This window comes from Paenibacillus hamazuiensis (genome assembly GCF_023276405.1).
In the GTDB taxonomy this organism is placed as follows: Bacteria; Bacillota; Bacilli; order Paenibacillales; family NBRC-103111; genus Paenibacillus_AF; species Paenibacillus_AF hamazuiensis.
Window position 1 is genome coordinate 3,183,053 of the sequence record NZ_JALRMO010000001.1, and the last position, 22,559, is coordinate 3,205,611.

Consider the following 22,559-nt stretch of genomic DNA (forward strand, 5'->3'; position numbering starts at 1 on the left):
GGAGAGCTGATCCTGCCTTGACGCTTTTGCGCCTGACGGACAGCCGCGGCCCTTTGCCGAATCCCGCATCATCAGCTTGGCGGCCTGTCATCATCCGGTTCGGGAACCCGTATCGGCGGTTTGGCATTCCGGCCATCATCTTTCCCGGAGAAGAGCCGACTCAGCTTCAGCGGCACTCCCGATGATGGGTTTGCTTGCCATGCTTTAGTTTGCACGAACCCGATTTATTCTATAGTACTAACTGGAAAAACTTCCGTTTTGCAGCCTGCGCAGCTTCGCGATAAAAAAACCGTCCGTGCCGAACTCGTGCGGAAAAATTTGCACCATTCCGGGTTCGCTCCGGTAGGCTTCGGCCATTGTGACGGCCGTTACAGGCGGAGTCGGCGCTGCCTTGGGCGCAGACGCGATTTCCGGCGCAGCTCCTGCGTCCGGTGCGTTCCGCGCAGGCGGCGTATTCGCCGAAACCGGTAACGCAGGCACATCGTCCCGCTCCAGCGCAAACTCAGGATGATCCTGCAAAAACGCGCGGATCATCTCATCGTTTTCGCTCCGCTCGATCGTGCATGTGCTGTACACGAGTACGCCTCCCGGCTTCACAAGCCGGCACACCCGGTGCAGGATTTCCTTCTGCACCGCGGCGATATCCGCGATATCCCGCTCGCGCTTAGTCCATTTGATTTCCGGCTTGCGCCGGATTACGCCGAATCCGGAGCACGGCGCATCAAGCAGAACGCGGTCGAAAGACGCCGGCGGGAAGCGGTCCGCCAGCTCGTTGGCGTCCGCCACAAGCGTGCGGATGCAGGTAAGGCCGAGACGGCCGGCCTGCTCGTCGATCAGCTTCTTTTTATGCTCGTGGATGTCGCTTGCGACAATGCTGCCCGTATCCTCCATCTTCTCCGCGAGGTGGGCCGTTTTGCCCCCGGGAGCGGCGCAGCAGTCGAGCACGGCCATTCCCGGCTTCGGATCGACGAATTCGGCGACCAGCATCGAGCTTTCGTCCTGGATCGAGAATTCGCCGCTCCGAAACAGAGGATGCAGCGCCATGTTGCCTGCATGCTCCACGACGATGCCTGCCGGAGCAAGCGGCGACGGTTCCGCCTGCACGCCTTCGCGGCGAAGCTCCGCCAGCAGCTCGTCCCGCGTCCGCCGCATCAGATTAACACGGATGCTGACATGCGGCGGCGTGTTGTTCGCTTCGCAAATGCGTTCGGTCAGCTCTTCTCCATACTGCGCAATCCAGCGGCGAACGAGCCATTCCGGATGCGAGTGGCGAATCGCAATGCGGACAGCGGGCTCCAGCGAATCCGGCACGACGAGATCGGCTTTTTGCCGGATTACATTTCTCAGCACGCCGTTGACCATGCCGGAAATGCCCTGATGGCCTTTGCGCTTCGCAATGTCCACCGCTTCGTTCACCGCCGCATGATCGGGAATCCGCTGCAAATAATACAGCTGGTAAAAGCTGAGCCTCAGCAGGCTTCGCACCCACGGCTCCAGCTTCGCGAGGCCTCCCTTTACGAAGCGGGCCAAAAAATAATCGATCGTGCCGAGCCGCTGAATCGTGCCGTAAACAAGCTCCGTCGCCAGCGCCGCGTCCGGCTTATTCAGTTCGCTGCGCGAGAGTGCCTGATGGAGCAGCAAGTTGCTGTACGACTGATCCTGCTCGACTCGCACCAGCACATCCAGCGCCAATTGCCGCGCGCTCGCCGGTTTCTTCCCTTTGTCTGCGGTACGTGATTTCACTGCCGGCATTCCTCCGTTCATGTTGTTTCAACCACTGCCGAGAACCGTCCCCGGCGCCATCGAGCTGCCCCGCAAAAACTGCGCGGCATCCATCGCCTTCTTGCCTGCAGGCTGAAGCTCGGTCACCCACAGCGTACCGCTTCCGGTCATCACCTCGATGCCTTGATCGGTCGCCTGCAGCACCGTTCCCGGCGCCGCATCGGCACGCGGCCGGCTTGCCGGCTGCCCCGGCTTCGGTCTCACCGGGTGGACGCAGCCCCACAGTTTCAGCACTTCTCCGTTCCACCACGTGTAAGCGCCCGGGCGCGGATGAAGCGCCCGCACCAGGTTGTACACCCGTTCGGCGGGCTGGGTCCAATCGATCTGCTCGTCCTCCCGTTTGATCGTCGGCGAATAGACCGCTTCCTCTTCATTTTGCGGCTGCGGCACAATGCGGCCGGCGAGCAGATCGGGCAAGGTTCGCTTCAGCAGTTCGGCGCCTTCCGCAGCCAACCTCTCGAACAGGATGCCGGTCGTGTCGTCGTCCGCTATCGGCACTTCGACCTTGCTGATCATGTCGCCCGTATCCATGCCTTCCGCCATGTACATGATCGTGACGCCGGTCACCGGATCGCCGTTCATGACGGCGTAATGAATCGGGGCACCGCCGCGGTATTTCGGGAGCAGCGAAGCGTGAATGTTGATGCAGCCGTGCTGCGGCATTTCGAGAACCGCCTTCGGCAGGATTTGCCCGTAAGCCGCCGTCACGATCAAATCCGGCTGCAGCTCGCGCAGCCCGGCAATCGCTTCGGGGCGGCGAATCCGCTCCGGCTGCAGCACCGGAATGCCGTGCCGCTCCGCCTCGAGCTTGACCGGCGGCGGCGTCAGCACCCGCTTGCGGCCGGTCGGCCGGTCCGGCTGTGTGACGACGCCGACGACGCGGTAACCTTCCTCGACGAGCGCGCGCAGCGAGCTGACGGCAAATTCCGGCGTTCCCATAAACACGATATTGACGTCGTTTTTACTCATGCTTCCTCAGGTCCTTGCGGCTCGCTCCGGTACATTTTTTCCGCCAAATCCGTATAGAGCACCCCGTTCAAATGATCGACCTCATGCTGAATGCAGCGGGCGAGCAGCTCCGTCCCTTCAATCACGATCTCATTGCCGTCCCGGTCAAGCCCTTTGACGGCCACTTTCATCGCGCGCCTGACGTCACCGGTGAAGCCCGGTATGCTGAGGCAGCCTTCCGTGCCGAACTGCTCTCCTTCCATCGAGATGATTTCCGGGTTGATCAGTTCGATGAGCCCGTGCTCGTCTCCCACGTCCATCACGATAACCCGCTTCAAAATGCCGATCTGCGGCGCGGCGAGCCCAACGCCCTGCGCGTCGTACATCGTATCGGCCATATCTTTGAGCAGCTTGTGAATGCTGGCGTTAATTTTCGTAACCGGCTTTGCTTTTTCCCTGAGCACCGGGTCAGGATCTTTCACGATGATGCGAATCGCCATACCTGCTCATCCTCCAATAACCATCAATATATATATTTACATCAACAGCTGCGGGTCCACGTCGATGCTGATCTGCAGCTTATGCTTTGCGATCGTCTCTTCAAGCGATTGCACCGCTTGCCGGACAAGGGAGGCGACGTCGCTCCCTCCCCGATATTTTATCATGCATTGGAACCGATATCTATCTTTGATTCGGGAGATCGGCGATGCGACGGGCCCCAGCACGTCCATGCCGGGTGCGTTCTCCGCCAGCTCCTTAAGCCTTTGCACGAGCGATTCGGCAAAACGGACGAGCAGCTGCACCTGCTCGTGCGACATCGTGATGAGAATCAGACGCCGGTACGGCGGGTATTTCCCCGCTTTGCGCATGCCGAGCTCCTCGCGCATAAAGCCGGAGTAATCGTGCCTGCTGGCGCTTACGATGCTGTAATGCTCGGGCGTATACGTTTGTACGTATACTTCCCCCGGCAGCTCGTGGCGGCCGGCCCTTCCGGCCACCTGCGTCAGCAGCTGAAACGTGCGCTCGGCGGAACGGAAATCGGGCAAGTTCAGCACCGAGTCCGCCGCCAACGCGCCGACCAGCGTCACATAAGGGAAGTCGAGCCCCTTGGCGACCATCTGCGTGCCTAGCAGCACGTCCGCCTGACGGTTTCTGAACAAGGTCAGCCATTTTTCGTGCGAGCCTTTTTCCGTCGTCGTGTCCATGTCCATGCGGATGACCCGGATGCCCGGAAACAGCTTGCCGAGCTCCTCTTCGACCCGCTGCGTGCCGGTGCCGAAGTGGCGGATATGCTCGCCGGCGCAGCTCGGACATTCCACCGGCTCCCGCTCGGCGTACCCGCAGTAATGGCAGCGCACGGAGCGCGCGTTTTGATGATACGTCAGCGAAATGTCGCAGTGCGGGCAGCTTGCCACATATCCGCAAGTGCGGCACATGACAAACGTCGAATAGCCTCTGCGGTTGAGCAGCAAAACGATCTGTTCTTTCTTGTGTAACCGTTCTTCGATCGCTTTATACAGGGGGCGGCTGAACATCGAGCGGTTGCCCGCCTTCAGCTGCTCCCGCATATCGACGATATGCACCTTCGGCAGCGGCCGGTTTTCCACTCTCGACGCCATCGTCAGCAATCGGTACGCATGTTTCATCTCGTCATTCGGACGGATGGCGACCGTCGCATTATAGACGCTTTCCAGCGACGGCGTCGCCGAGCCTAATACGACTGCAGCCCCATGGCGGCGAGCCCTCGCGATCGCAACGTCCCGCGCGTGATATTTCGGGCTTTCCTCCTGCTTGTATGAAGTCTCATGCTCTTCATCGATAATAATGAGTCCGATATTGGCAAAAGGAGCGAACACCGCCGATCTGGCGCCGATGACCACCTTGACCTTCTTCAGCATAATTTTGCGCCATTCGTCGTACCGCTCGCCCTGGGACAAGCGGCTGTGAAGCACCGCCACCTCATCGCCGAACCGGCCTTTAAACCGCTCGACCATTTGCGGAGTGAGCGAAATTTCCGGCACGAGCACGATCGCCTCGAGTTCCCGGTCGAGACATTCCTGGATCGATTGCAGGTATACCTCCGTTTTTCCGCTGCCCGTGACGCCCTGCAGCAAAAAAACCTCATGCGTCCGCGTGCGCACGCTTTCGCGAATTTCCGCAAATACGCCCATCTGCTCTTCGGTTAACGGCAGCGGCTCCGTTTTGCGGAAGCTTCGATTCGCATAAGGGTCGCGGAATACTTCGACCTCGCGGATCGTGACGATGCCTTTGTCGGCGAGTCCTTTGACGGTGCTTGCGCTGATCTGGAGCTCCGAGATCAATTCCGTCAATTTGACGGGGCCGGGCGAACGGGTGAAAAACTGAAGCACTTCCTTTTGCTTGGCGGAGCGGGCCGGGATTTGATCGATGTATTGTTCCGGATGATCGGGGGGGAATACGGTCAATACTTTTTTGGCCGACATGCGGTCTTTCATATAAGGAAATTCGATGAGTTTGCCGGAGCGGATCAGTTCCTTGACAAGCGCGCCTTCCGCTTGAAATCTTTCAAGCAGCGCTTCCAGCTGAACCGATTGCTTTCCTCTTACATAAGCCAAAATCTCTTCCTGCCCGGGAACGCCGATCAGCCCGTCCGCTTCATCCAAAGTGTCCGCGGCGCGAACGTGCCTTTCGTATTTCGATTTCAGCGCTCCCGGGATCATGGCCTGCAATGCAACGATGCGCGGGCATATGTATTTTTCGCTTAGCCAGCGGGCAAGATCGACAAGTTCCGGAGTAAGCGGCGGATACAAATCGAGCACCTGTTCGATCGCCTTCAGCTTGGACGGATCCATTTCCGTATGCTGCTGCAGACCGACCACAAACCCTTGAAGCACACGCGGGCCGAAAGGTACGCCAACCCGCGAGCCGACGGCAATCCATTCCCGCAGCGCTTCAGGCACGGCATAATCGAACGGGCGGTCCGTCTGCTTCGCCGGGACGTCGACAATCACTTTCGCGTACATATCAGTCCGCTCCTTTGCGGTCCGGCAGCCGGGAGGCGACCAGCTTAAGCAGCCTCGCTGCCACCTCGTTTTTGCCCATCATCGGCAAAGCCTCCACAAGCCCGTCCTTGTCGTAAATCCGTACGACATTCGTATCGACGCCAAAACCGGCGCCTTCGGCGCTCACGTCGTTGGCGACGACGAGATCGCACCGCTTTTTGCGAAGCTTGGCCATCGCATACTCGTCGATCTTTTCCGTTTCCGCGGCGAAACCGACGATAAACTGCTTTGTCTTGCGCTCCCCGATCGTTTGCAAAATATCCTGATTTTTGACGAGCGTAATCGTCATCGTCTCTTCGTTTTTCTTGATTTTTTGCGGGGCCTGCTCCGCCGGACGGTAGTCGGCCACCGCAGCAGCCTTGATCACGATATCGGCATCCTCAAACCGGTCAAGCACCGCCTGCAGCATATCTCGTGCAGACTCCACCCCGACATAGTTCACGCCTGCAGGTACGGGAGCGGTCGCTTTGCCGCTGACGAGCACGACCTCCGCGCCCATTCTCCTCGCTTCCTCCGCAATGGCAAAGCCCATTTTGCCCGACGAGTCGTTGGTCAAATAACGGACGGGATCGATCCGTTCGACGGTCCCCCCGGCGGTGACGATCACTTTTTTTCCTTGCAGCGGCTTGTCCTGCTGAAAAAACCGCGAGATTTCCGCGAAAATCTCCTCCGGCTCGGCAAGCCGCCCTTTGCCGACGTAACCGCAGGCAAGCTGTCCGGTGCCCGGCTCGATAAAACGAACGCCGCGCTCCGCAAGCGTCCGCATGTTTTGCTGCACGGCCGGATGGGCGTACATGTGCACGTTCATGGCGGGAGCGACAAAAACGGGCGCCGTCGTCGCGAGCAGCGTTGTGCTGAGCATGTCGTCGGCCAGACCGAGCGCCATTTTGCCGATCATATTCGCCGTAGCCGGGGCGACGACCGCCACGTCGGCGCTGTCGGCCAAATGGATATGCGAGACGACCGAAGCGTCCTTCTCGTCAAAAGTATCGATCATCACGTCGTGGCGGGACAATGTTTGGAACGTCAGCGGTGCGATAAATTCGGTCGCGGACTTGGTCATAATCACTCTTACCTGAGCCCCTGCCTGTGCCAGCTTGCTGCACAACGCCGCCGCCTTATACGCCGCTATTCCCCCGCATACGCCGAGCAGCACCGTCTTTCCTTGAAGCATCTCAATCCCTCCCTGAACAAAGTCCCCAGTTATTTTGAATAAGTGTGCTTCGCATATTCCCGAGCAAATACAAAATCCGCGAACGAAAAAAATAACAACCTCGAAGGGTTGTTTTGGCGAAACGTTACTTTAATGCTTCTTTGTTTTGCAGCTTTTCGTAATTGATGTGCTCTTCGTAAATTTCCTCCAGCGCGAGGCCTACGTATTTGTTCGATTTCCGGTCGCGCACTTCCGTTTTGGCGCCGTCGCGGAGCAGACGCGCTCTGCGTGCAGCGGCAACGACGAGCGAATATTTGCTGTCCACTTTTTCAAGCAATTTATCGATAGAAGGATACAACATTATGATCTCACCTCATCCAGCCATGGTCTGATTTTTGGAAAAACCTTTTCCTTGCGGCAATGCTCCGCAGTAATGATCGATTGAATGCGCGAGCAGGCAAGCTCCACCCGGTCGCCCACGACAGCATAATCGAAATGCTCAATGAGCTTCAGCTCGTTGACGGCTTCCGTTATGCCGCTGCGGATGACCTCCTCCGTTTCCGTACCGCGGCTCCGATTTCGCAGCTCGTCCAGCGACGGAGGCAGCAGAAATATGAACACGCCTTCGGGAAACTTCCTCTTCACCTTCAGCGCACCTTGAACTTCGAGCTCCAGAATAATATCTTTTCCGGAGTTCAGCGTCTCCTCGACAAACCTGCGCGGGGTGCCGTAGTAATTGCCGGCATACTCGGCCCATTCGAGCAGCTCGTCCCGGTCTATGAGCTGCTGAAATTGTTCCCTGGACTTGAAAAAATAATTCACGCCTTCGACCTCGTCCGGACGCGGCGCCCGCGTCGTTGCGGACACGGAGTACACAAGGCCGGCCGACATCTTGCGAAGCGCACTGCATACCGTTCCTTTGCCGACGCCGGAAGGACCGGATAAAACGGTCAGAACCCCTCTTTCACACGAAGCGGGATTTCCGTTTTTACTACTCGTCATGATCATCGTCCTTGTTGGAAAGTCGATGTGCTACCGTCTCCGGTTGAACCGCCGACAATATGACATGGTCGCTGTCGGTAATAATAACGGCCCGGGTACGGCGTCCGTAAGTCGCATCGATCAGCATGTGCCGGTCGCGCGCCTCCTGAATGATCCTTTTGATCGGCGCGGATTCGGGGCTGACGATCGAAATGATCCGGTTAGCGGACACAATGTTCCCGAAACCGATATTGATTAACTTGATAGCCATCTGGTTTCCTCCTAAGAGCTTTCCGAAGGAAAGCTTGCATCGTAAGCATAAGCCAGGCTTTCCGTAAGGAAAGCTTGCATCGTAAACATGGTCGATCTTTCTCGGATATTAATTCACTATTCCACTTTTTAGCTTATAGTATAATCGATTTATTCTATATTTTGCACTTGCTCCCGAATCTTTTCAAGCTCGGCCTTCATGCTCACGACCCGTCCGGTCAATTCCACATGGCCGGCCTTCGATCCGATCGTGTTGACCTCGCGGTTCATCTCCTGTACCAGAAAGTCCAGCTGACGTCCCGCAGGTTCGCCGCTGTCCAGCAGGCTGCGGAACTGAAGAAAATGGCTCTCCAGCCTCGTCAGCTCTTCGTCGACATTCGCCCTGTCCGCGAAAATCGCCACTTCCATGGCCAGCCGCTGCTCGTCGATGACCGCCGTCTGTGCGGAGAGCAGCTCCTGAATCCGCTGCCGCAGCTTTTGCGCATATTCCTGGACGACAAGCGGAGCAAACCGCCGCATTTCCCGGCGTTTCTCCTCCAGATCATCGAGCCGCTGCAGAAGATCGGCTCTAAGGTGGCGCCCTTCGGCTTCTCTCATCGCCGTTAAACGCTCCAGCGCAGCTTCGGCACACTTCTGAAACTCCGCTACGATCGTATCGTCCGCTTCCAGCAGTTTGTCCGTTATTTTAACGACGTCGGGAAATTGCAGCAGCTCCTTTAAGCCGATCGCATCCGTCAAGCCGAACCGTTCCTTGAGCTGCCCCGCCGCTTGCCGTATCCCTTCCGCAAGGCTCCAATCGATACTGACGGCCTTGCCCGGCGCATTCTCCCGTTCGATGGAGACGAACAGATCGATGCGTCCCCGTTTGACCGCCAGCTGAACCGTTTTCTTGAGCGGGTCCTCAAGCGCCAGCCATTCTCTCGGGAGCCGGATCACCGCTTCGCAATAGCGATGGTTAACCGATTTGGCATCGATCTGTACCCGGTAGCCGGCGATCAAGCGGTTCGCTTGTCCGAACCCGGTCATGCTTCGAATCATGCCCTGCTCACATCCATTGATTTCATCATTGATATATTCTAATTCATTTTACATGTGGGGACAAGTGGAAATCGCGGCGTTTCGCCTTTTCCCACACATAACTCGTCAATTGGACGGTCATATCGTACGCAAGGAACGGCGTCATTAAGTATATTCCGTTGAAATAGTTCATCGCCACGTCGAGCAGTTCCTTCGTGATCTGCACGCCCATCGCGCGCCCCTCTTCGCCTTTCAGACCGGCCATGCGGCCGAGCACTTCGTCCGACAATTGAATGCCGGGCACCTCGTTGTGCAGGTAGTTTGCATTGTTGCCGCTCGCCAGCGGCATAAACCCGATAAAAATCGGTACGCCGAGATGCTTCGTCGCTTCGTAAATTTTGACGATCAGCTCCGGATCGTACACCGGCTGCGTCATGATGTAATCGGCCCCGGCTTCGACTTTGCGTTCGAGTCTTTGCACCGCTTTGTCCAAATATTTTACGTTCGGGTTAAAAGCCGCCCCGACGATAAAGTTCGCTTTTTTCTTCAGCGGTTTCCCGGAAAAAGCGATCCCCTCGTTGAGCTGCTTGATCATCCGGATGATTTCAAACGACGTCAAATCGTATACGGAGCTCGATCCCGGCAAATCGCCGAAGCGGGCCGGATCCCCGGTCACCGCAAGCACGTGGTCGATGCCGAGCGCATGAAGCCCCATCAGGTGCGACTGCGTTCCGATCGAGTTGCGGTCGCGGCAGGCGATATGAATGAGCGGGCGGACGCCGTGCTGCTGCTTGACGAGATGGCCGAGCGCCAGATTGCTCATCCGCGTGACGGCAAGCGAGTTGTCCGCCATCGTAAGCGCGTCGACGTGAGCTTCCTTCAGCGCCTTGGCCCCCTCCATGAACCTCTCGATATCGAGATCGCGCGGCGGGTCCAGCTCGACGATAACCGTGTGGCGCTCGCGCACCAAATCGACGATCGTCGGCTCCTTCGGCGCCCCTGCGGAAGGCCCCGCCGGACGGGCTGCGCTTTCGATCACCTGCAGCAGCGGGCGCACCGCCGCCTGCGGCGCCGCGTCGATCGCAGCCGGCTGCGGCACGTAGCCGTCCAGCGACTTCGCGATGGCGGCGATATGCTCCGGCGTCGTGCCGCAGCAGCCGCCGATCAGGCGGGCGCCCAGATCGGCGAATTTGCGGGCCGTTTCGCCGAAATATTCCGGCGTCGCCGCATACGTATATTTCCCGTCGACATAATCGGGGATACCCGCGTTCGGGAACACCGAAAACGGGATATCGTGCAGCCCGCTCACTTTTTCGAGCGATCGCATAAGTCCGTTCGGACCGCTTCGGCAGTTGAACCCGATCACGTCGGCCCCGGCCTGCTGAAGCTTGAGGAACGCTTCCTGCAGCGTAAACCCGTCCTGGGTCGTGCCCGTCCCCTCGGTCGCAAACTGGCAAATGACCGGCAGCATGCTTACCTTCCGCACGATTTTAAGCGCGATCAGCAGCTCCTCCAAATCGTAAAACGATTCGAACAGCAGCCCGTCCACCTTCGCACCGAGCAAAATGTCGATCTGCTGCTTGAAATCATCCCGCACCTTCGCGGTGCGGATGTTTTTCCGCTTGCCCGCACGAATCGAGCCGATCGCTCCGATCACATAGGCGTCTTCGCCGACCGCCTTGCGCGCAAGCTCCACGCCGGCCCGATTGATCGCCTCGACTTCGTTTTCCAGCCCGTATTTGGACAGCTTTTCCCGGTTTGCCGAAAATGTATTCGTTTCGATCAGCCGGGCTCCCGCCTCGTAATATTTGCGGTGTACACCCTCGACGACGTCAGGCCTCAGCAAATTCAGCTCTTCATAAGAAATTCCGACGGGAAATCCCATTTGATACAAATAAGTGCCCATAGCCCCGTCGCCGATGATGATGTTCTGCTTGAGCGCTTCCCTTAAGTCGGGCTTCATGGTACCACACCCTTTTATGAAATATTGACGGTTCCCTGAAACACCTCTTCGGCGGGTCCGGTCATATATACGTGATTGTCGGCTTCACTCCACTCGATGTGCAGATCGCCGCCCTTGAGCGATACGACGGCGCTGCGGTCCGCATAGCCGTTCAGCACGGATGCGACCAGCGTCGCGCACGCGCCGGTGCCGCAGGCCAGCGTCGGTCCGGCTCCGCGCTCCCACACTCTCATATCGATACGGTCCCGCGAACGAACGGTTGCAAATTCGACGTTAATTTTTTTCGGAAACAAAGGATGGACCTCAAGCTTCGGCCCCCACGTGTGCAAATCGAAATGTACCGCGTCCTCGACAAAAATAACGCAGTGAGGATTCCCCATCGATACAGCCGTAAAGCGAAAATCGCGGCCGTCGGCGGAAACCGGATGCTCCACGACCGGATTTCGGTCCACCGTCGTCGGCACCTTCAAGCCTTCAAGCACAGGTTCTCCCATATCGACGCGAACCGTTTCCGCCTTGCCGTCCTTTACATGCAGCTGCACCCGCTGCGCACCGGCTCCGATCGTCTCGATCGCGATCTCCTTCTTGCCGGTATCGACAAGGCCGTTGTCGTATATATACTTGGCCGCGCAGCGGATCGCATTGCCGCACTGCTCCGCCTCCGAGCCGTCGGAGTTGATGATGCGCATCATAAAGTCGGCTTTGTCCGAAGGCAAAATGTAAACGAGACCGTCGGCTCCGATCCCGAAAAAACGGCTGCACAGCTTCGCGGCAAGCGTGCCGGCATCCGCCGGAAGCGCCTCTTCTCCCGCTATGACGATAAAATCGTTGCCGAGCCCGTGCATTTTTGTAAATTTCATCGTTTTTCGCTCTCCATAGTTCATTTTCATTTTTCGTTTAGCCTATCATAACGCAAAATGAACAGGATGCCTAGTCATAATCAGGAGAAAAACAAGAATATACGTTCGAATTATATGCAGGTGGACCGCCATCCGTATAGATATATATCCGATGCTAAAAAAAATGGACTGCCCGGAGACAGGAGGCTCCGGCAGTCCGGGTACAGCTTATCTTACGGCCGGCTTCGCGCTGCCGCCGCCGTATTTGACCGATTTGCGCTTCGACGGATTTTGCAGCACGCTGCCGATTCCCATCAGGAACGTCGGAATGCCGGCGAACACCAGTACGACGATCCAGTCGCGCAGGTTCAGCGGAACCGTTTTGAAAATCGGCTGGAGCTGAGGTGTATACAGCACGGCGAGCACAAGCAGCAGCGAGGAAATGACAGCCAGCACCAGGTAGCGGTTTTGCAGCGGGTTGCGGTGAAAAATCGACCGCGAGCTGCGGCAGTCGAATACGTGGATGAGCTGCGCCATCACCAGTGTAGCGAAAGCGACCGTCTGCGCCTTGACGAGGTGCGAAGCGCTGTCCGGATTTTCCTGCAGCGCAAGCCAGAATGCCGCCAGCGTGCATATGCCGATCAATACGCCGCGGCTGATGATCTTCCAGCCGAGACGGCGCGCGAAAATGTTTTCCTTCGCCCCGCGCGGCTTTTGCTGCATCAAATCTTTTTCGGCCTGGTCTACGCCGAGCGCCATGGCCGGCAAACCGTCGGTCACCAGGTTCACCCACAAAATTTGGATCGGCACGAGCGGAAGCGGCAGACCCGCCATCATGGCCAGAAACATCGTCAAAATCTCCCCGACGTTGGAAGCGAGCAGATACCGGATGAACTTGCGGATGTTTTCGTAAATGCCGCGGCCTTCCTCGATCGCTGCGACGATCGTCGCGAAATTGTCGTCGCTCAGCACGAGCGCCGACGCTTCCTTCGATACGTCCGTGCCGCTGATGCCCATCGCGATGCCGATATCGGCCGCCTTGATGGCCGGCGCGTCGTTCACGCCGTCGCCGGTCATTGCCACGACATGGCCTTTGCGCTGCAGCGACTTGACGATCCGCAGCTTATGCTCGGGCGAGACACGCGCATAGACATAGATATTGTCCGCCTTGTCGTCGAGCTCTTCGTCGGTCAGTTGGCTCAGCTGTCCGCCGTTCAGCACAAGTCCGTCCGGAGGGATGATGCCGAGCTGTTTGGCGATCGCTTCCGCCGTCGTCTGGTGATCGCCGGTAATCATGACCGTCTTGATGCCGGCCCGCTTGCACTTGACGATCGCATCGCGCACCTCGCGGCGCGGCGGATCGATCATTCCGGTCAGCCCGACAAACACGAGGTTGTTTTCCACCTCGAGGGTGGAATCGCTTCTTTCGCCCTGCTTCATGTCGCGGTATGCGAGGCCGAGGACGCGCAGCGCGTTTTTCGCCATGCCTTCGTTTGCAGCCATTACCTTTTGCTTCAGCGTCGGCGTAAACGGAATCACCTTGTCGTCCCACAGCACGTAGCTGCAGTGCGCCAGCAGCACGTCCGGCGCTCCCTTGGTGCAAACCATTTGCCCGCCCTGATGCTCGACGATGACGGACATCCGCTTGCGCTCGGAGTCGAAAGGCATTTCCGCAACGCGGCGGTACAAGCCGTCCAGCGATTCCGCCGTAATCCCCGCCTTCGCGCCGAGCACGACGAGCGCTCCCTCCGTCGGATCCCCCTTAATGCTCCATACCGGAGCGGCTTCTTCTTTCCCTTTTTTCTTCTTGCCTTCGCTTTCCTCTTCGAAAAGACTCGCATTGTTGCAAAGCACCGACACCTGCAGCATCCGCCGCAGCATCTGGTTTTTACGGATATCGACGCTTTCGCCGCGATAAACGATATCGCCTTGCGGATCGTATCCGTCGCCGGATACTTCCATCAGATTGCCGCCAAGCCACAGATGGGTCACCGTCATTTTGTTTTGCGTGAGCGTCCCCGTCTTGTCAGAGCAGATGACGGACGCGCAGCCGAGCGTTTCAACGGATGGAAGCTTGCGCACGATCGCCTTGCGCTGGATCATCCGCTGCACGCCGAGTGCGAGCGCAATCGTCACGATCGCCGGCAGCCCTTCGGGAATCGCCGCAACGGCAAGGCTCACTCCCGCAAGGAACATGCCGTACGGCGGCTGTCCGTGCATAATGCCCGCGACGACAACCATCACAGTCAGACCGAGGGCGACCATGATCAAAATTTTGCCGAGCTGCTCGAGCCGGTGCTGCAGCGGCGTTTCCATCGATTCGGTATTTTGGATGAGATCGGCGATTTTCCCCATCTCGGTTTCCATGCCTGTGCGAACGACGATTCCCCGTGCGGTTCCGCGCGTCATCATCGTCCCCATAAAACCGAGGTTACGCTGGTCGCCGAGCGGAATTTCGTCCGCTCCGAGCAGTTCCGTCTGTTTGGCTACCGGCACGGATTCGCCCGTTAATGCGGACTCTTCGATATATACGCCGTTCGTCTCGATAAAACGGACGTCCGCCGGCACCCGGTCGCCGCTTTCCAGCAGCACCACGTCTCCCGGCACCAGCTCTCGTGCCGGAATTTGACAGACCGTTCCGTCCCGAAGTACCTTCGCATGCGGCGCGGATAATTCCTTAAGAGCGCGCAGCGAGCGTTCCGCGCGGAACTCCTGAACGAAGCCGAGAATGCCGTTCATGATGATGATGGCGACGATCGTAATCGCGTCCAAATATTCGCCGAGCAGGCCGGAAATGAGCGTGGCTCCCATCAGCACAAGCACCATAAAATCTTTAAACTGATTGAGGAACAGCGTAATCGGCGATACTTTATCCCCTTCCGACAGTTCGTTGAGCCCGTGCTCCCCCTGCCGTTTTCGCCCTTCATCCGAAGATAAGCCCTGGACCGGGTCCGTCTGCCATGCCTGCGAAACCTCCTGTGCCGACATCTGATACCACTTTTTCTGACTCATTCGCGATTCCCTCCTGAGAGTTTTTGCGCCAGCAACAGTCCCCTAAAAGTAAAGTGAACCTCTCGCGGCCTATACTTTTGGGGGAGCCCCCGAAACCAACTGGCATCGTAAGCGTTCACTAGGGTTGTACTAGGGTAAATGTATTCAGACAAGCCGCAAAATATCACAATCTGCGGTGAAATATCCCTCCCTGCCGGAAATGGCCCGATTCCGTAAAGTATTAAACCGTTGCCGAAACCGCCGGACCTGTTATGCAATCCCCAAAGACCGTACATCAAATACGGCAACAATGATTAAAATCAAGCTGCCTCTTAAGTTTTCGCTCAAAATATGGCATGATAAGAAAAGCTTCCGATCGAAGCCTTTCGATGAAGATACATTCGTGTCTTAGCAGAAACTTTTCTTGTGATAAAGAATTTCATCAGCTCCGCTGATAACTTATAAATTCTTTATCGTTAAGAAAAGCTTCCGATCGAAGCCTTTTCGATGAAGATACATTCGAAATTTCTTCATTATAAAAGATTGGTAGCGGCATGGACGGAAAAAGTCGTGCCGAAGTCATCAGCGCTATAATCCGCCGTTTCGCCAATAACGATCCGGCAGTTCAATATACCTCAAGCACAGTTTTATTGCAGAATGGAGTGTCCATCATGTCTTTCGACGGCATTGTAGTCCGCGCCCTCGTACACGAGCTTCAAGCTTGTGTCGGCGGCAGAATCACGAAAGTGCACCAACCGACCGACCAGGACATTGTGCTGCAAATACGCGCACAAGGCCAAAATATGAAGCTGCTTTTATCGGCTAATCCTACCTATCCGCGCATTCATCTGACCCAGGCGTCCTATCAAAACCCGCTGGAAGCCCCGATGTTCTGCATGCTGCTGCGCAAGCACAGCGAAGGAGGCATCATCGAAGCGATCGAACAGGTCGGTATGGAACGGATCGTTCGTTTTCAGGTGCGGCAGCGCGACGAGCTCGGCGACATCAGCATCAAAACGATCGTCGTGGAAATTATGGGCCGGCACAGCAACATCATCCTTATCGATCCGGCATCGGAAACGATTTTGGACGGCATTCATCATGTGACGCCGGCGATCAGCAGCTATCGCATCGTGATGCCCGGCAGCAAATATGTCGCCCCTCCCGAACAGCATAAGCTGAACCCGCTGGACACATCGAAGGAACAGTGGAAAGAGCTGCTGCAGGATTCGCCGCCCGACCGGCCGGAAGAATCGCTTGAGCAAAAGCTCGTCCGCCAGCTTAGCGGAATCAGCCCTCTCGTCGCCAAAGAAATCGTTTTTCGCAGCGGCATCGGGCGGGATACGGATGTGCAAGAAGCAGCCGAACGGCTGTGGGCGCCTTACTCGGAACTGGTAAGCGAATGGTCCGCACACCGTTACGAGCCGAATATCAGGGAGCAGCCTGCTTCCGGAAAAACGTATTTTTCCGTCATTGCCTTGACTCATGTGGCCGCCGAAGGAACAGCATTTCCTGCCGTAAGCGAATGTCTGGAGGCGTTTTACGGGGATAAAGCGGAGCGGGATACGATCAAGCAGCGTGTTTCCGATCTGATTCGCCTGCTGCAAAACGAAAAAAGCAAAAATGTCAAAAAGCTTGAAAAGCTGCGGGAAACGCTCGAAGAAGCCCATGACGCCGATAAATACCGGATTTTGGGCGAGCTTTTGACCGCTTCGATGCACCTGTTTCAGAAGGGCGACAAGCAGGTTGAGGTCATCAACTATTATGACGAAGAACAGCGAACGATCTCGATTGAGCTCGATCCGCTGCTCACTCCGTCCGAAAACGCCCAGCGGTATTTTAAGAAATATACGAAAACGAAAAACAGCGTCGTCGCCGTCCGCGAGCAAATCGACAGCACGCAGGAAGAAATCCGCTATCTCGAAAGCCTGCTTCAGCAGCTGGACAGCGCCAATTTAAGCGATATCGAGGAGATTCGCGACGAGCTTGTCGGACAAGGATACATCCGCGACCGCCAAAAGAAAGCGCGCAGGAAAAAGAAAAACGACAAGCCCGTGCTGGCCTGCTACTCTTCCAGCGAAGGTGTGCCGATTTATGTCGGAAAAAATAATACGCAAAACGAGTACTTAACCAACCGTCTGGCGCATCCGAACGACACGTGGCTGCATACGAAGGATATCCCTGGTTCGCACGTCGTCATCCGCGCCGCGGAGTTCGGCGATGCCACGCTCCGGGAGGCCGCGCAGCTGGCTGCCTATTTCAGTCAAGCCCGCTCTTCCAGCCAGGTGCCCGTCGACTACACCTTGATTCGCCACGTCCGCAAGCCCAACGGCTCCAAGCCGGGGTTCGTCATTTACGATAATCAGAAGACGCTCTATGTAACGCCGGATGAAGGGTTTGTCAAAGGGCTGAAGGGCACCCCCTAGCCCCGGGACCACACCCTAATTCCCCCCTCCTGCAAGGGGGGGGCCCAGGTTTCCGAGGCCGGATTTGCGTCGCAAAATAGGAAAATAACGAATTACAGTTCCTTTATTTTTGGCGAATCACTCGAAATGGCCATTATAGCGCACTGTAGTTCCTTTATGGTCCGGTGGCAAGCTCAGCGAGCTGTTCGGACTTAAACTGAGCCAGCTGCGTCTCAGCAATAAAACACAACAAAAAACCAAGCAGCCTCCCCAAGGGGAAGGCTGCTTGGTTTTTAAACGATGCCTGCATACTCTTCCTGCACGTTTTTGCGTCCGACGGAATGGTAACGGAAACCGAGCTGCACCATAAGCTTCGGTTCGAACACATTGCGGCCGTCAACGACGACCGGGGTGCGAAGGCGCCGCTTCACTTCATGCAAGTCCATGTTTTTCACCTGGTCCCACTCGGTGCAGACGACCATTGCGTCCGCGCCGGAGATCGCTTCGTACGGATCGGAATATAGACAAACCCCCGGGAGATGCAGCCCGGCTTTTTCCGTTGCGACCGGGTCGTAGGCCCGCATTTGCGCGCCGCTTTGCCGGAGCACCCTGATGATGTCGAGAGCCGGCGCTTCTCTCACGTCGTCGGTGTTCGGCTTGAAGGCCAGCCCCATCACCGCCACGATGCGGTCCTTGACGCTCCCGTCCAGGGCACGCGCCACTTTGTCCGCGAACAGAAGGCGCTGCCGCTCGTTGACCTCGATGGCGGCCTGCAATATTTTCATATCGCATCCAAGTTTTTTCGCCACGTGCAGTTGGGCTTTCGTATCCTTCGGAAAGCAGGAGCCTCCGTAGCCGATGCCAGCCTGCAAGAAATACGGTCCGATCCGCCGGTCCATGCCCATCCCTCGGGCGACAAGAGCGATGTCGGCTCCTGTTTTTTCGCACACGTTTGCCATTTCGTTAATAAACGATATTTTTGCCGCCAAAAACGCATTGGACGCATATTTGATCAGCTCCGCACTTTCCGGGTCCACGAAAAGCACTTCCGTTCCCATGCTCTCGTGCACTCGGGCGATCCGCCGCGCAGCGGTGTCGCTCGTCGCGCCGATCACGATCCGGTCCGGATGAAACGAATCGCGGATCGCCGATCCTTCCCGCAAAAACTCGGGGTTCGACACTACATCGAACCGCGCGTTTTCCCCCGCAGCTTCTTTGACCGTCTGCTCCACGAAGCGAAATGTGCCGACGGGAACCGTGCTTTTGATTACGATGATTTTGTATCCGTTCAAATGGGCGGCTATTTGCCGCACCGCCTGGCTCACCTGCGAAAGATCGACTGCTCCGCTATCCAAGCCGGGCGTTCCTACAGCGACATAGACGATGTCGGCGTCGCGGACGGCAGTGTCGATGTCTGCAGTGAAACGCAGCCTTCCGCTTCCCAGATTTCTGCGAACCAGATGGTCCAGCCCGGGCTCATAAATCGGAATGTCGGCGGCCCGAAGCCGCTCGATTTTGCCTTCATCCACATCGGCGCAAACGACGCGATGCCCTATTTCCGCAAAACATGCTCCTGACACGAGACCTACGTAACCGGTACCGATAACGGCTATTTTCTCTCCCATGAGCACCTCCCGGCGCCGCAGCGCCCATTTGACGAAAGCGTTTTTTTTTACTCAGACGGCCATCGTTTGACAAGCTCCTGCAAATACAGTTTCAGGTCATTTTGCAGCTCCGGGCGCTCCAACGCAAATTCGATCGTCGCCTCGATAAAACCGAGTTTATCCCCTACGTCGTAACGCTTGCCCTCGAGCATATAAGCAACCATCTGCTGCCTGCCGTTCAAAATGCGGAGCGCGTCGGTAAGCTGGATTTCCCCGCCCCGTCCGGGCGCGCATTTTTCCAAAATATCGAAGATGTCCGGAGTGATGACGTACCGCCCGATGACGGCCAGGTTGGACGGTGCGGCGGCACGGTCCGGCTTTTCGATCAGATCCTGAATGTACGGATACGGTTCCTTACGTACTGCCGGCGAAACGATACCGTATTTGTGCACCTCGTCCCACGGCACCTCCTGGACAGCGATGACGGACGTGCCCGTAGCCTCGTGAATATCGATCATTCGCTTCAATGCAGGCGGGTCCGACACCATAATATCGTCGCCGAGCAGAACGGCAAAAGGCTCGTCACCGATGAATTTGCGGGCTGTCAGCACCGCATGGCCGAGGCCGAGCGGCTGCTTTTGCCGAATGTAATGGACATCGGCCAAATTGGATACTTCCTGCACGATGCGCAGAAGCTCTTCATTCCCTTTTTCCTCCAAATTCGCCTCGAGCTCGACCGATTTGTCAAAATGATCTTCGATCGCCCGCTTGTTGCGTCCCGTCACAATCATGATATCTTCGATGCCGGAAGCGATCGCTTCCTCCACGATATATTGAATGGCCGGCTTATCGACGATCGGCAGCATTTCCTTGGGCTGAGCTTTCGTGGCCGGAAGAAAGCGGGTGCCGAGGCCGGCGGCAGGAATAATGGCTTTAGTTATTTTCACGGATGTTTTCCCCTTTGCTTTGGAATCGGAATGTGTAAACCCGAAGGCGTTGGAAATCTGCTTTTTTGCAAGAAAGCTACGCATAGGCACAATGTATCCTAAATAGAAAATGCTTCGCCTCAGAAGCTTTTTCTTCGTAACTTTTCCAGCACTTGGGCGGAAATTTTCCGGGCGCCGATCGGTGCGTGGAACATTTCACCGCTGCGCTCGCCATGGAAATCCGAACCGGCCGTGGCGATGAGCTGCAGCTGCTTCGCCAATTCGGCATAGTGAGCTTCCTGCTCGGGGATATGGTCGCTGTGGTAAACTTCAAGCCCTTTCAGGCCGCCGCGGGCTAGCTCCGGAATAAGCTCATCGGCATCATATAAGCCCGGGTGCGCCAAAACCGGCGTTCCCCCGGCCTCCAATATCCACTCTACCGCCGTCCGCGGATGAATGCGCGGCGGATTGACATAGGCAGTCCCGCCTTTCCCCAAATATTTTTCGAATGCTTCACTGATCGTGCGAACATACCCTTTAGCGACCATGACGGCTGCGATGTGAGGCCTGCCGATCGTTTCGCCGTCTTTGTCCGAGAGCCCGCGCCCAGCCTCGATTTCTTCCATCGTCACGGGCAGCCCGAGCTCCGCCAGACGCCGCAGCAGCATTTCGTTGCGGTTCTCACGCACGCTTCGCAGCTCGGCGAGACGGGCAAGCAGCTTCGGATCGGTGTGGTCGATAAAGAGACCGAGAACGTGAATGTCCTGGCCGGCGGCAAAGGTGCTGATTTCGACGCCGGGAACGACGATGACGCCAAGCCTCTCTCCTTCGCGCATCGCTTCGTCGACGCCCGCCACCGTATCGTGGTCGGTGATCGCGATTGCGGCAAGCCCGGCTTCCCGGGCCATCCGCACGTTCTCCCGCGGCGGCACGGTGCCGTCCGAAGCGGTCGTGTGCGAGTGCAAATCGGCGAAACCTTCAGAATGATTCGTCATGCAGGTGGCCTTCTTTCTTAGGAAAGTGTAAAACATAACCGTTAAACCGGTGTTAACGGAATGCTCCGGATCTGTAAAAAAAGTTGCGGGTTGTTTAGCATGAGCGAAATATTTGTTATTGCCAATATAAAAATACGCGGCTACAGCCACTGGCTGAGCTCGCGCTCACGCAGAAACGACATGAAGGTGACCGCCGATATCGGCAGCAGCGTGGAATTGAGATAAATCGCATAAAAGCTGCGGGCGAATCTGACGTTTTCCACCTTTTTGATTTGGATGACCCCAAGCGTCACTTCATGCTTCACCGAAGACTGCGAAATGACGGACAGCCCGAGTCCCGCTTCGACGGCCGATTTGACCGCTCCGGTGCTGCCGAGCTCCATCACGATCTTCATATCCGACGCATCGATACCCGCCTTTTTCAGCTCCTCTTCCATCACTTTGCGCGTTCCGGAGCCTTTTTCCCGAAGGACAAAGGGATACTCAAGCATTTCTTCGAGCGTGACGATTTCTTTTTCCGCAAGCGGATGCTGCTTAGGCACGATAAGCGCAAGCTCGTCGCTGAGCAGCGCTTCGGTATGGACATCCGGATGACGCACCTCCGCTTCGACGAGTCCGAAGTTGAGCTGATGATTAAGCACCTCATCCAAAATTTGCGTCGTGTTGATCACCTTCATGCTCACCGAAATATTCGGATATTCCTTGCTGAACGGACCGAGCAGCCGCGGAAGTATATACTCCCCGATCGTCAGACTCGCCCCCAGGTGAAGGCGCCCTTCCAGCATATGGGTAAAACGCGACATGCTCATATCGGTTTCTTTCATCAGCTCGATGCTGCGCTTGGCATAAGGCAGAAGCGTACGTCCGGCTTCCGACAGCTCGATTTTTTTCGTGGAGCGGTGAAACAGTTTCGTACCGAAATAATCTTCCAGCGACTGCACCTGCATCGTCACGGCGGGCTGAGTCATATGCAGCGCTTGTGCCGCATGGGAAAAGCTGCCTTTTTCCGCAACCGTGTAAAAAATATGCAGCTGGTGAAAATTGAGTGCCATATGGCGTCAACCGCCTTTCTTTCTCCTGATTATACCATCCGCGCGGCTTGTATGACAAAAAAAGAACGTCCGCCGAACCCGGCTGGACGTTCCATCATACAATGCATTATCTTCGTTTGCGGCTGTTCTTGATCAGCGTCATTCGCCTGGAGTGGCGAAGCCAGGAGTAATACGATTTCAAATCGCGAAGCTCGATCGTTTCCGACATTCTTCCCAAAAAAGTGACAACAATCATTTTGTGAAGCGGATTGCCGGCAATGTCGGTTTCCTTCTCCAGCACGGAAAATTCGGCGACCATAACCAGGTCTTCGTCGATCAGGTAAACGTCTTTTTCGTTTCTATAGTAAGGCCGGATATGACCTGTTTTCAGCTTGCTCCAAAGAAATTCGCAGATGTCCTCGAAGCCGGTTTTGGCGGTTTCCACGCGGTCGGCCCAGCGCTGGCGGGCATGGTTCGTGATGACGATGTCGGCGATTTTTTTATCTCCAAGAGAAACGTGAAACGGCTCGTAGTTGCTCCATCTGTTCATGATCTTGTCTCTCATCATCTCATTCTCCTCTCGAGATAAAATTAGGCCAAAATGCCCACGTAT

At 56.6% G+C, this 22,559-nt stretch carries 18 protein-coding genes; 1 reads left to right on the forward strand and 17 read right to left on the reverse strand.

Features of this window, described 5'->3' with window-relative positions; all coding sequences use genetic code 11:
* Positions 1–237 precede the first annotated feature (237 nt).
* The 12 genes from rsmB to MYS68_RS14110 form a co-directional block, all read right to left on the reverse strand.
* Positions 238–1,752 carry a 16S rRNA (cytosine(967)-C(5))-methyltransferase RsmB gene (gene rsmB, locus MYS68_RS14055; RefSeq protein ID WP_420852221.1) on the reverse strand — a complete coding sequence of 505 codons (1,515 nt, stop codon included), beginning with the start codon at positions 1,750–1,752 and terminating at the stop codon, positions 238–240.
* Positions 1,753–1,770: 18 nt separating this feature from the next.
* Positions 1,771–2,751 carry a methionyl-tRNA formyltransferase gene (gene fmt, locus MYS68_RS14060; protein WP_248926448.1) on the reverse strand — a complete coding sequence of 327 codons (981 nt, stop codon included), beginning with the start codon at positions 2,749–2,751 and terminating at the stop codon, positions 1,771–1,773.
* Positions 2,748–3,230, reverse strand: a complete 483-nt coding sequence (gene def / locus MYS68_RS14065) for a peptide deformylase (protein ID WP_248926449.1) — start codon at positions 3,228–3,230, stop codon at positions 2,748–2,750. The genes fmt and def overlap by 4 nt, the downstream gene beginning before the upstream one ends.
* A gap of 36 nt (positions 3,231–3,266) precedes the next feature.
* Complete coding sequence (priA, locus tag MYS68_RS14070; protein WP_248926450.1) at positions 3,267–5,732, reverse strand: primosomal protein N'; 2,466 nt, start codon at positions 5,730–5,732, stop codon at positions 3,267–3,269.
* Position 5,733: 1 nt separating this feature from the next.
* Positions 5,734–6,945 (reverse strand): bifunctional phosphopantothenoylcysteine decarboxylase/phosphopantothenate--cysteine ligase CoaBC, encoded by a 1,212-nt coding sequence (coaBC, locus tag MYS68_RS14075; RefSeq protein WP_248926451.1) that lies wholly within the window; start codon positions 6,943–6,945, stop codon positions 5,734–5,736.
* A gap of 124 nt (positions 6,946–7,069) precedes the next feature.
* Positions 7,070–7,285 carry a DNA-directed RNA polymerase subunit omega gene (gene rpoZ, locus MYS68_RS14080; RefSeq protein ID WP_248926452.1) on the reverse strand — a complete coding sequence of 72 codons (216 nt, stop codon included), beginning with the start codon at positions 7,283–7,285 and terminating at the stop codon, positions 7,070–7,072.
* Positions 7,285–7,926, reverse strand: coding sequence for a guanylate kinase (gene gmk / locus MYS68_RS14085; RefSeq protein ID WP_248926453.1), 642 nt, complete (start codon positions 7,924–7,926; stop codon positions 7,285–7,287). The genes rpoZ and gmk overlap by 1 nt, the downstream gene beginning before the upstream one ends.
* Complete coding sequence (gene remA, locus MYS68_RS14090) at positions 7,916–8,176, reverse strand: extracellular matrix/biofilm regulator RemA (protein ID WP_009672664.1); 261 nt, start codon at positions 8,174–8,176, stop codon at positions 7,916–7,918. The genes gmk and remA overlap by 11 nt, the downstream gene beginning before the upstream one ends.
* 149 nt (positions 8,177–8,325) lie before the next feature.
* Complete coding sequence (locus MYS68_RS14095; RefSeq protein ID WP_248926454.1) at positions 8,326–9,213, reverse strand: YicC/YloC family endoribonuclease; 888 nt, start codon at positions 9,211–9,213, stop codon at positions 8,326–8,328.
* A 43-nt stretch (positions 9,214–9,256) separates the two neighbouring features.
* The gene (locus MYS68_RS14100; protein ID WP_248926455.1) at positions 9,257–11,155 is read right to left on the reverse strand and encodes a bifunctional homocysteine S-methyltransferase/methylenetetrahydrofolate reductase; all 1,899 of its coding nucleotides are present in this window, start codon (positions 11,153–11,155) and stop codon (positions 9,257–9,259) included.
* Positions 11,156–11,169: 14 nt separating this feature from the next.
* Positions 11,170–12,015 (reverse strand): diaminopimelate epimerase, encoded by an 846-nt coding sequence (gene dapF / locus MYS68_RS14105; RefSeq protein ID WP_248926456.1) that lies wholly within the window; start codon positions 12,013–12,015, stop codon positions 11,170–11,172.
* A gap of 207 nt (positions 12,016–12,222) precedes the next feature.
* Positions 12,223–15,006, reverse strand: coding sequence for a calcium-translocating P-type ATPase, SERCA-type (locus tag MYS68_RS14110; RefSeq protein WP_248926457.1), 2,784 nt, complete (start codon positions 15,004–15,006; stop codon positions 12,223–12,225).
* A 650-nt stretch (positions 15,007–15,656) separates the two neighbouring features.
* On the opposite strand from MYS68_RS14110, the gene MYS68_RS14115 reads away from it, so the two are divergent.
* Positions 15,657–17,411, forward strand: a complete 1,755-nt coding sequence (locus MYS68_RS14115) for an Rqc2 family fibronectin-binding protein (RefSeq protein ID WP_248926458.1) — start codon at positions 15,657–15,659, stop codon at positions 17,409–17,411.
* 272 nt (positions 17,412–17,683) lie between these two features.
* Here the strand turns inward: MYS68_RS14115 and MYS68_RS14120 are convergent, their stop codons facing one another.
* The 5 genes from MYS68_RS14120 to MYS68_RS14140 all read right to left on the reverse strand — a co-directional run bounded on the left by MYS68_RS14120 (position 17,684) and on the right by MYS68_RS14140 (position 22,511).
* Positions 17,684–19,015: a UDP-glucose dehydrogenase family protein gene (locus MYS68_RS14120; protein WP_248926459.1), complete on the reverse strand. Its 1,332-nt coding sequence runs from the start codon at positions 19,013–19,015 to the stop codon at positions 17,684–17,686.
* A gap of 47 nt (positions 19,016–19,062) precedes the next feature.
* Complete coding sequence (gene galU, locus MYS68_RS14125; RefSeq protein WP_248926460.1) at positions 19,063–19,941, reverse strand: UTP--glucose-1-phosphate uridylyltransferase GalU; 879 nt, start codon at positions 19,939–19,941, stop codon at positions 19,063–19,065.
* A 119-nt stretch (positions 19,942–20,060) separates the two neighbouring features.
* Entirely contained in the window at positions 20,061–20,915 is an 855-nt protein-coding gene (locus MYS68_RS14130; protein WP_248926461.1) for a PHP domain-containing protein, read from the reverse strand.
* Positions 20,916–21,055: 140 nt separating this feature from the next.
* Positions 21,056–21,967 (reverse strand): selenium metabolism-associated LysR family transcriptional regulator, encoded by a 912-nt coding sequence (locus MYS68_RS14135; protein WP_248926462.1) that lies wholly within the window; start codon positions 21,965–21,967, stop codon positions 21,056–21,058.
* Positions 21,968–22,073: 106 nt separating this feature from the next.
* Entirely contained in the window at positions 22,074–22,511 is a 438-nt protein-coding gene (locus MYS68_RS14140) for a hypothetical protein (protein ID WP_248930908.1), read from the reverse strand.
* Between the last annotated feature and the right edge of the window lie 48 nt (positions 22,512–22,559).